Below are 10,274 nucleotides of genomic sequence, written 5' to 3'. Positions count from 1 at the left end.
ATATTTCAAGAAAATACAAAGCAACCTAACTATTCCATTTGACATTCGCTGCCTAAGCAGTAATATCTCGTCACACATTCACTGCCTAGGCAGTAATAAGGTGACTTTCGATGCCTCACTTCACCCCGGACAACTTCCACAACTGCCACCTCGGCCTGTTGCTGGGTCGTGCCGCGCTCCTTAAAGACAAGATCATCGACACCCACATGGAGCCCCACGGCATCACTGCCGCGCAGTTCAAGGTGCTGATCATCATGGCGCAGTTCGGTGTCGACACCCCGGCGGAGCTGTGCCGCAACCTGTCGCTGGACAGCGGCTCGATGACCCGCATGCTCGACCGCCTCGAGCAAAAGGGTCTGCTCGATCGCAAGCGCTCCGAACTCGACCGCCGCCAGGTGCAGTTGGTGCTCACTGCCGGCGGCCAACGCCTGGCCGACATGCTCCCGCACATCGGCGCGCAAGCGTTGAACCAGCTCGCTGGCGCCCTGGAGCCCGGTGAATTGGAAACGCTGGAAAAGATTCTCAAGAAAATTCTGATAGCTGCCGGTGACCCCATCACCCTGCAGCGGGTAGGTAAAGAATGAACCCACGTGCCCTTTGCCTGGTGCTGGCCGCCATGAGCATGGCCGGCTGCGCCAACTACAGCGGCCTCGATACCCAGGGCAAGCGCCTTGACGCGAACACCCTGCAAGCCGGCAAATCCTTGAGCGACGTAACCCTGTCCGCCGCTGCCTGGCCCAGCGCCGACTGGTGGAAAAGCCTCGGTGACCCGCAGCTCGACGGTCTGATCCAGGAAGCCCTGCAACACAGCCCGGACATGCAAGTTGCCGCCGCCCGTGCCCATCAGGCCGAAGCCGCGGCCTACGCCGCCGACGCGGCGCGCATGCCGACCCTGGATGCCAGCGCCGGTGTAAGCCGTTCGCGCTTGGCCAAGGACCAGGATCCGCTGGGGCAGGGCGATGCCTACGCCACTGTGCGAAATATCAGCGCCAGCTTCAATTACACCTTCGACCTCTGGGGCGGCCAGCGCGCCGCCTGGGAAGCCGCATTGGGCCAGGCGCGTGCCGCCGAGGTCGACCAGCAAGCCGCGCGCCTGACCCTGGCCGCCAACGTGGCCAAGGCTTACAGCGATTTGGGCCAGGCGCATATCGTGCGGGACCTGGCCAACGACGACCTCAAGCGTACCCGCCAGATGCTCGACCTCGGCCAGCGGCGGCTCAATTCCGGTATCGACAGCCACTACCAGTACCAGCAGACCGAAAGCCTCGAAGCCAGCGCCCAGTCCCAGTTGATCGACGCGGAAAAACAACTGTCGAGCGCCAGGATCGCGTTGGCGGTGTTGCTCGGCAAAGGCCCGGACCGTGGCGGTGAGTTGGCCCGTCCTGCTGTGCTCAAGCCCAGCGCCGTCGCCGTCCCCGCGGTATTGCCCGCCGAATTGCTGGGCCGTCGCCCAGACCTGATCGCCGCGCGCTGGCGGGTCGAGGCGGCCGGCAAGAATATCGACGCGAGCAAGACCCGCTTCTACCCCAACCTCAACCTGAGCGCGAGTGCCGGGGCCGAGTCGTTGCTGGGTGATGCGATGTTCGGTTCGCCCAGCCGGTTCTTCAGCATCGCGCCGACGATCTCGCTGCCGATCTTCGACGGTGGCCGCCTGCGTGCCGACCTCGATGCCCGCGACGCCGACTACGACCTGGCCGTGGCCCAGTACAACAAGACCCTGGTGCAGGCCCTTGGCGATATCGGCAGCACGATCACGCAACTGCGCGACACCGGCCGGCAGATCCAGGCCCAGCAGCACGCCGCCGACATCGCCCAGCAGTCCTACGACACCGGACTGCAACGCTACAGCTCGGGCATCGGTAACTACCTGGATGTGCTCAGCATCGAGCAGCAATTGCTGCAGGCCCAGCGTCAGCTGGCGACGCTGAATGCTGCGCAGATCGATCTGTCGATTCAATTGATGCAGGCCCTGGGTGGCGGTTTCAACGCCAATAACGTGGCCGCAACCACCCCCGCCACACGCACGGAATAATTTGAGGTATTTGTCATGGCCACTGCCGACAGCAACACCGCAACACCGCAAGACAACAACCCACGCAAACGCAAGATCATGCTCACGGGGCTGGCGCTGATCGTCATCCTCGGCGTCGTCGGCGTGTGGGCCTGGCACGAACTCTACGGGCGCTTCAGCGAAAGCACCGATGACGCCTATGTAAACGGCAACGTGGTGGAAATCACCCCGCTGGTCACCGGCACCGTGGTGAGCATCGGCGCCGACGATGGCGACTTGGTCCACGAAGGCCAGGTGCTGGTCAACTTCGACCCGAACGACGCGGCCGTCGGCCTGCAAAGTGCCCAGGCCAACCTGGCCCGCACCGTGCGCCAGGTACGCGGCTTGTACAGCAACGTGGATGGCATGAAGGCTCAGGTCAACGCGCAGAAAGCCGATGTGCAGACGGCCCAGGACAACTTCAATCGCCGCAAGACGCTGGCCCAGGGCGGTGCGATTTCCCAGGAAGAACTGTCCCACGCCCGTGACAGCCTGACGGCTGCCAAGAACGCGCTGACCAACCTCGAGCAACAGCTCAAGACCAGCAACGCGTTGGTGGATGACACGGTGATTTCGTCCCACCCGGATGTACAAGCGGCCGCCGCGCAATTGCGTCAGGCCTACCTGACCAACGCGCGCAGCACCTTGATCGCGCCGGTCACCGGCTACGTGGCCAAGCGCACCGTGCAGTTGGGCCAGCGCGTCCAGCCCGGCACCGCGCTGATGGCAGTGATCCCGCTGAACCAACTGTGGATCGACGCCAACTTCAAGGAAACTCAGCTGCGCGACATGCGCATCGGTCAGCCCGTGGACATCGAATCGGACATCTATGGCAGCGACGTGAAGTTCAGCGGCACCATCGACAGCCTCGGCGCGGGCACCGGCAGTGCGTTCGCGCTGCTGCCAGCGCAGAACGCCACCGGTAACTGGATCAAGATCGTGCAACGCGTGCCGGTGCGTATCCATATCAATGCCGACGAGTTGGCCAAGCACCCGCTGCGGGTCGGCCTGTCGACGCTGGTGAGTGTGGACCTGCACGACCAGAGCGGCCCGGTGCTGGCGCAACAGGCCCCGCAAAAGGCCTCGTTCACCACCAACGTGTATGAACGCCAACTGGCCGAAGCCGACGCCATGATCACCCAGTTGATCCATGACAACAGCGTCGCCGCGCCAAAAGCTGTGCAACGCTGATGAGCAATAACGCCTCCTTCACGCCACCCAGCCTGTTGATGGCCACTATAGGCCTGTCGCTGGCGACGTTCATGCAGGTGCTCGACACCACCATCGCCAACGTGGCGTTGCCGACTATTTCCGGCAACCTGGGCGTGAGTTCGGAGCAGGGCACCTGGGTCATTACCTCGTTTGCGGTGAGTAACGCCATCGCCTTGCCGCTGACCGGCTGGCTCAGCCGCCGGTTTGGCGAGGTGAAACTGTTTTTGTGGGCGACCATCCTGTTTGTGCTGGCGTCGTTCCTGTGCGGTATTTCCACCTCCATGCCCGAGCTGATTGGCTTTCGCGTGCTGCAAGGGTTGGTGGCGGGGCCGTTGTACCCGATGACCCAGACCCTGCTGATCGCGGTCTACCCGCCCGCCAGGCGCGGCATGGCCCTGGCGTTACTGGCAATGGTCACGGTGGTCGCGCCGATTGCCGGGCCGATCCTCGGCGGCTGGATCACCGACAGCTACAGCTGGCCGTGGATCTTCTTCATCAACGTGCCCATCGGCATCTTTGCGGTGATGGTGGTGCGTTCCCAACTGAAGAAACGCCCGGTGGTCACCAGCTACCAGCCGATGGATTACGTCGGGCTGCTGAGCCTGATCGTCGGCGTGGGCGCCTTGCAGATCATTCTCGACAAGGGCAACGACCTGGACTGGTTCGAGTCCAACTTCATCATCATTGGTGCGGCGATTTCGGCGATTGCCCTGGCGGTGTTCGTGATCTGGGAGCTCACCGACAAACACCCGGTGGTCAACCTGCGGCTGTTTGCGTACCGCAACTTCCGCATCGGCACCATCGTGTTGATCCTCGGCTACGCGGGGTTCTTTGGCATCAACCTGATCTTGCCGCAATGGCTGCAAACCCAGATGGGCTACACCGCAACCTGGGCCGGTCTGGCCGTTGCGCCGATTGGCATCCTGCCGGTGCTGATGTCGCCGTTTGTGGGCAAGTACGCACACAAGTTCGACCTGCGGTTGCTGGCGGGCCTGGCGTTCCTGGCGATTGGCCTGAGTTGCTTCATGCGCGCAGGCTTCACCAATGAAGTGGACTTCCAGCACATCGCCCTGGTGCAGTTGTTCATGGGCATCGGCGTGGCGCTGTTCTTCATGCCGACCTTGAGCATCCTGATGTCCGACCTGCCGCCGCACCAGATTGCCGACGGCGCGGGACTCGCGACCTTCCTGCGGACCCTCGGGGGTAGCTTTGCAGCCTCGTTGACCACGTGGATCTGGATTCGCCGGGCCGACCAGCACCATGCGTACATGAGCGAAAACATGACCACCTACGATTCGGCCACGCGCAATGCACTGGACGCGCTGGGTGGGGCAGGGCAGAAGGCCTACAGCCAGCTGGAGCAGATTCTCAACAGCCAGGCGTACATGATGTCCACCGTGGATTACTTCACGTTGCTGGGCTGGATGTTCATGGCGCTGATGCTGCTGGTCTGGCTGGCGAAGCCGCCATTTGGCGCGAAGGCGGGTCCGGAGGCCTCCGGCCACTGATCCGCAAGGGCTGGCATGCAGTCAACTGTGGGAGGGGGCTTGCCCCTCCCACAGTTTGATCTCTTTTCACAGGGATCAGGGGTGTTGGTGGCTCAAGCCCCAGGCAACGCCAACTGCGGATTGACGAAATCAAACGCCGCCAACTGAAACCCTTGCTCATCCACCTGCAACGCCCAGCCCTGCTTGTCCCAGTCCCCCAGCACAATGCGTCGGGCTGCCTGGTCGCCAATCTGCAGCTTGTGAATGGCGGGGCGGTGGGTGTGGCCGTGGACCAGGGTGTGGACGCCGAATTGCTGCATCACCCGCGGCACTTCTTCGGGCGTCACATCGACGATATCGTTGGCCTTCATGCGTGTCTGCGCGCGGCTTTCGCTGCGCAGCTTGCGCGCCAGTTTGTGGCGGGTGCGCAGGGGCAGGTGGCGCAGGATAAACAGCACAACCGGGTTGCGCAGGATGCGCCGCAGCTTCATGTAGCCGACGTCGCGGGTGCAGAGGCTGTCGCCGTGCATCAGCAGCACAGGCTCGCCCTGGAGTTGCACGACACTCGGGTCCTTGAGCAAGGTGGCACCGGCGGCCTTGCAGAACGCCTTGCCGATCAGGAAGTCGCGGTTGCCGTGCATGATGAAAATCGGGGTGCCGCTGTCGCTCAGCTCACGCAGAGCCTCGCCAATCGAACGTTGGAAGGGGGTCATGCCATCATCGCCAATCCAGGCTTCAAAGAAGTCCCCCAGAATGTACAACGCCTGGGCGCCACGGGCGCGGCCGTGGAGCAGATCCAGAAACGCCCGGGTGATGTCCGGGCGCTCCTCTTCCAGATGCAAGTCTGAAATCAGCAAGATCACGCTTAGATGATCTCGGCTTTCTCGACGATGACGTCTTCTGCCGGAACGTCCTGGTGACCGGCTTTACCGGTGGTCTGCACGCCTTTGATCTTGTCGACGACGTCCTGGCCTTCGGTCACTTTACCGAATACTGCGTAGCCCCAACCCTGTACGTTCTTGCCGCTGTGGTTCAGGAAAGCGTTGTCGGCAACGTTGATGAAGAACTGCGCGGAGGCCGAATGCGGCTCCATGGTACGGGCCATGGCGACGGTGTACTTGTCGTTGGAAAGGCCGTTGTCCGCTTCGTTCTGGATGCTTGGGCGCTTGTCTTTCTTTTCTTTCATGCCAGGCTCGAAACCGCCGCCCTGGATCATGAAGTTGCCGATGACACGGTGGAAAACGGTGTTTTCGTAGTGGCCGGCCTTCACGTACTCGATGAAGTTGGCGACGGTGATCGGCGCTTTCTCGGCGTTCAGCTCGATGACGATGTCACCGTGGTTGGTGGTCAGTTTGACTTGAGTCATGTTCACTACTCTTTTCAGGGAATTCGTGGGTTTGGGTGCCTGGGCACCACGACCGGTTTGGCGAAACGGCGGCCAAGGCGCGCAGTTTAGCGTGCCCGGCGGGAATTTCGAGGTGGTTTTTTACCGCGTTCGTCATTTAAGCCTCAATTAAAGCAGCAGTTTCAAGCCGCACTCTGTCAGTGTATTGACCGCTTCGGCTATGATGAGCGCTTTGTTTTATCTGGCCCCACCCGGCCACGAACCTGTCTGTTCAAGGATCCTATGAGCAAGCCCACTGTCGACCCTACCTCGAATTCCAAGGCCGGACCTGCCGTCCCGGTCAATTTCCTGCGCCCGATCATCCAGGCGGACCTGGATTCGGGCAAGCACACGCAGATCGTCACCCGTTTCCCGCCAGAGCCCAACGGTTACCTGCACATCGGCCACGCCAAGTCGATCTGTGTGAACTTCGGCCTGGCCCAGGAGTTCGGGGGCGTCACGCACCTGCGTTTCGACGACACCAACCCGGCCAAGGAAGACCAGGAATACATCGACGCCATTGAAAGCGACGTGAAGTGGCTGGGCTTCGAATGGTCTGGTGAAGTGCGCTATGCCTCCCAATATTTCGACCAGTTGCACGACTGGGCCGTCGAGCTGATCAAGGCCGGCAAGGCCTACGTCGACGACCTGAGCCCGGAACAGGCCAAGGAATACCGTGGCAGCCTGACCGAGCCGGGCAAGAACAGCCCGTTCCGCGACCGTTCGGTGGAAGAGAACCTGGACTGGTTCGCCCGCATGCGCGCCGGTGAGTTCCCGGACGGCGCCCGTGTGCTGCGTGCCAAGATCGACATGGCCTCGCCGAACATGAACCTGCGCGACCCGATCATGTACCGCATCCGCCATGCCCATCACCACCAGACCGGTGACAAGTGGTGCATCTACCCGAACTACGACTTCACCCACGGTCAGTCGGACGCCATCGAAGGCATCACGCACTCCATCTGCACCCTGGAGTTCGAAAGCCATCGCCCGCTGTACGAGTGGTTCCTGGAGCATCTGCCAGTGCCGGCGCACCCACGCCAGTACGAGTTCAGCCGCCTGAACCTGAACTACACCATCACCAGCAAGCGCAAGCTCAAGCAACTGGTGGACGAGAAGCACGTGAACGGCTGGGACGACCCGCGCATGTCCACGCTGTCGGGCTTCCGCCGCCGTGGCTACACGCCTGCGTCGATCCGCAACTTCTGCGAGATGGTCGGCACCAACCGTTCCGACGGCGTGGTGGATTTCGGCATGCTCGAGTTCAGCATCCGCAACGACCTCGACCACAGCGCCCCGCGTGCCATGTGTGTGTTGCGTCCGCTGAAAGTGATCATCACCAACTACCCGGAAGACAAGGTCGATCACCTCGAGCTGCCGCGTCATCCGCAGAAAGAAGAGCTCGGCGTGCGCAAGTTGCCGTTCGCCCGTGAAATCTACATCGACCGCGATGACTTCATGGAAGAACCGCCAAAAGGCTACAAGCGCCTGGAGCCGAATGGCGAAGTGCGTCTGCGTGGCAGCTACGTGATCCGCGCCGACGAAGCGATCAAGGACGCCGATGGCAACATCGTCGAACTGCATTGCTCCTACGATCCAGACACCCTGGGCAAGAACCCGGAAGGCCGCAAGGTCAAGGGCGTGATCCACTGGGTGCCGGCCGCTGCCAGCATCGAATGCGAAGTGCGCCTGTACGATCGTCTGTTCCGTTCGCCGAACCCTGAGAAGGCCGAAGACAGCGCCAGTTTCCTCGACAACATCAACCCTGACTCCCTGCAAGTGCTCACTGGTTGTCGTGCCGAACCCTCGTTGGGCGACGCACAGCCGGAAGACCGCTTCCAGTTCGAGCGCGAAGGTTACTTCTGCGCGGATATCAAGGACTCGAAACCCGGTAAGCCGGTATTCAACCGTACCGTGACCTTGCGTGATTCGTGGGGCCAGTGATTCAGGCAGGCCTGACCGGCTTTGCCTAGAGAGAAGGAATCGTCGTGTTAACGATCTACAACACACTCAGCAAGACCAAAGAAGTCTTCAAGCCGCTGGATGGCAACAAGGTGCGCATGTACGTGTGCGGCATGACCGTGTACGACTACTGCCACATCGGCCACGGCCGCAGCATGGTTGCCTTCGACCTGGTAACCCGCTGGTTGCGTTTCAGCGGCTATGACCTGACGTATGTGCGCAACATCACTGACATCGACGACAAGATCATCAACCGCGCCAACGAAAACGGCGAGTCGTTCGATGCGCTGACCGAACGCATGATCGCCGCAATGCACGAGGACGAGGCGCGCCTCAACATCCTCAAGCCGGACATGGAACCGCGTGCCACGGACCACATCCCTGGCATGCACGCCATGATCCAGACCCTGATCGACAAGGGTTACGCCTACGCCCCGGGCAACGGCGACGTGTACTACCGCGTCGCCAAGTTCATGGGCTACGGCAAGCTGTCGCGCAAGAAAATCGAAGACCTGCGCATCGGCGCGCGCATCGAAGTGGACGAAGCCAAGCAGGACCCGCTCGACTTCGTGCTGTGGAAGGCCACCAAGCCGGGCGAGCCGAGCTGGGAATCGCCCTGGGGCGCCGGGCGTCCGGGTTGGCACATCGAATGCTCGGTGATGTCCACCTGCTGCCTGGGCGATACCTTCGACATTCATGGCGGCGGCAGCGACCTCGAGTTTCCGCACCACGAAAACGAAATCGCCCAGAGCGAAGCCGCCACCGGCAAGACCTACGCCAACGCCTGGATGCATTGCGGCATGATCCGCATCAATGGCGAGAAGATGTCCAAGTCCTTGAACAACTTCTTCACCATTCGCGACGTGCTGGAAAAGTACCATCCGGAGGTTGTGCGGTATCTGTTGGTGTCCAGCCACTACCGCAGCGCCATCAATTACTCGGAAGACAACCTCAAGGACGCCAAGGGCGCTCTGGAGCGTTTCTACCACGCGTTGAAAGGTTTGCCCGTTGTTGCCCCGGCCGGCGGCGAAGCGTTCGTTGAGCGCTTCACCCAGGTCATGAACGACGACTTCGGCACCCCGGAAGCCTGCGCCGTGCTGTTCGAGATGGTGCGCGAGATCAACCGCCTGCGTGAGAGTGATCTCGACGCAGCGGCCGGTCTGGCTGCCCGTTTGAAAGAGCTGGCCAGCGTGCTTGGGGTTCTGCAAATGAAGCCTGAGGATTTCCTGCAAGCCGGCGCCGAAGGACGTGTGGATGCGGCTGAAGTGGATGCGCTGATCCAGGCGCGCCTGACTGCACGTGCCAACAAGGACTGGGCGGAATCCGACCGTATCCGTGACCAACTTACCGCCATGGGTGTGGTGTTGGAAGACGGGAAGGGTGGGACAACGTGGCGGCTGGCTGATCAGGCTTGATCGGTAACCGCTGAATGAAAAACGCCCCGACTGGTTCGGGGCGTTTTTTTGCACATCGTTTTAACGGCGCTAACTCGTTCCACTGTGGGAGCTGGCCACCCACTCATAGTCAAAACCATGGTGTTCCCTGGCACCCATGCTTGGCCTATTCCTTCATAAAAATGGCGACGGTACAAAAGTACAAGGACCTTTCGGAAAGTTTCCATTTGTTTTGACGCGTACCGATTCGTAGCTTTAGATGATTGCGACAACCCGGCTCACGACCAAAATGGCAGCGATTAAAATGGATTGTATTTTCTGCAACATTGTCCGCAAAACCTCCCCCGCCCACATCCTGTGGGAAGACGACCAGCACATGGCATTTTTGTCGATCTTCCCCAATACGCCGGGTTTCAGCGTGGTAATCCCCAAGCAGCACTACGGCAGCTATGCGTTCGCGCAGTCAGATGAGGTGCTGGCCGCACTCGCCGTGGCGGCGAAGAAGACCGCGCTGCAGATCGACCGCGCGTTTCCCGATGTGGCGCGCACGGGACTGATCATGGAGGGGTATGGGGTGGATCATTTGCATGCGAAGTTATTTCCCATGCATGGGACCGGTGGGGACAGTACGTTCAAGCCGTTGAGCTCGAAGGTGGATAAGTTTTTCGAGGCGTATGAGGGCTATATCTCGTCCCATGACCATGGGCGGGCCGATGATGGCGAGTTGGCGGAACTGGCGACCAGAATCCGATCCTTCGCCTAGCACAGTGCAAAATGTGGGAGCG

Annotated in this window: 9 protein-coding genes; 7 read left to right on the top strand and 2 right to left on the bottom strand. The window is 61.2% G+C overall.

Annotated features, from left to right (window positions below; translation table 11 throughout):
* Positions 1-110: 110 nt before the first annotated feature.
* The 4 genes from CQ041_RS10925 to CQ041_RS10910 are packed head-to-tail and all read left to right on the top strand — an operon-like array spanning position 111 to position 4,770.
* Positions 111-584 carry a MarR family winged helix-turn-helix transcriptional regulator gene (locus CQ041_RS10925; protein WP_105522726.1) on the top strand — a complete coding sequence of 158 codons (474 nt, stop codon included), beginning with the start codon at positions 111-113 and terminating at the stop codon, positions 582-584.
* The gene (locus CQ041_RS10920) at positions 581-2,032 is read left to right on the top strand and encodes an efflux transporter outer membrane subunit (RefSeq protein WP_105522727.1); all 1,452 of its coding nucleotides are present in this window, start codon (positions 581-583) and stop codon (positions 2,030-2,032) included. Before CQ041_RS10925 ends, CQ041_RS10920 begins: the two co-directional genes overlap by 4 nt.
* Positions 2,033-2,047: 15 nt before the next feature.
* Positions 2,048-3,241 carry an efflux RND transporter periplasmic adaptor subunit gene (locus tag CQ041_RS10915; RefSeq protein ID WP_105522728.1) on the top strand — a complete coding sequence of 398 codons (1,194 nt, stop codon included), beginning with the start codon at positions 2,048-2,050 and terminating at the stop codon, positions 3,239-3,241.
* Positions 3,241-4,770 (top strand): DHA2 family efflux MFS transporter permease subunit, encoded by a 1,530-nt coding sequence (locus CQ041_RS10910; RefSeq protein WP_105522729.1) that lies wholly within the window; start codon positions 3,241-3,243, stop codon positions 4,768-4,770. The genes CQ041_RS10915 and CQ041_RS10910 overlap by 1 nt, the downstream gene beginning before the upstream one ends.
* Before the next feature lie 92 nt (positions 4,771-4,862).
* Here the strand turns inward: CQ041_RS10910 and lpxH are convergent, their stop codons facing one another.
* Positions 4,863-5,612, bottom strand: a complete 750-nt coding sequence (lpxH, locus tag CQ041_RS10905) for a UDP-2,3-diacylglucosamine diphosphatase (protein WP_105522730.1) — start codon at positions 5,610-5,612, stop codon at positions 4,863-4,865.
* A gap of 2 nt (positions 5,613-5,614) precedes the next feature.
* Entirely contained in the window at positions 5,615-6,115 is a 501-nt protein-coding gene (locus CQ041_RS10900; protein WP_105522731.1) for a peptidylprolyl isomerase, read from the bottom strand.
* Positions 6,116-6,376: 261 nt separating this feature from the next.
* Here CQ041_RS10900 and CQ041_RS10895 point away from each other — a divergent pair, with 261 nt between their 5' ends.
* From CQ041_RS10895 to CQ041_RS10885, 3 genes are all read left to right on the top strand, one after another.
* Entirely contained in the window at positions 6,377-8,077 is a 1,701-nt protein-coding gene (locus CQ041_RS10895; RefSeq protein ID WP_105522732.1) for a glutamine--tRNA ligase/YqeY domain fusion protein, read from the top strand.
* Between the two features lie 44 nt (positions 8,078-8,121).
* Positions 8,122-9,510, top strand: coding sequence for a cysteine--tRNA ligase (gene cysS, locus CQ041_RS10890; protein WP_105522733.1), 1,389 nt, complete (start codon positions 8,122-8,124; stop codon positions 9,508-9,510).
* A 283-nt stretch (positions 9,511-9,793) separates the two neighbouring features.
* Positions 9,794-10,252, top strand: a complete 459-nt coding sequence (locus tag CQ041_RS10885) for an HIT family protein (protein WP_105522927.1) — start codon at positions 9,794-9,796, stop codon at positions 10,250-10,252.
* Positions 10,253-10,274: the final 22 nt, after the last annotated feature.

This window comes from Pseudomonas sp. MYb60, assembly GCF_002979555.1.
In the GTDB taxonomy this organism is placed as follows: domain Bacteria; phylum Pseudomonadota; class Gammaproteobacteria; order Pseudomonadales; family Pseudomonadaceae; genus Aquipseudomonas.
This window is presented reverse-complemented; position numbering and strand designations above follow the sequence as displayed.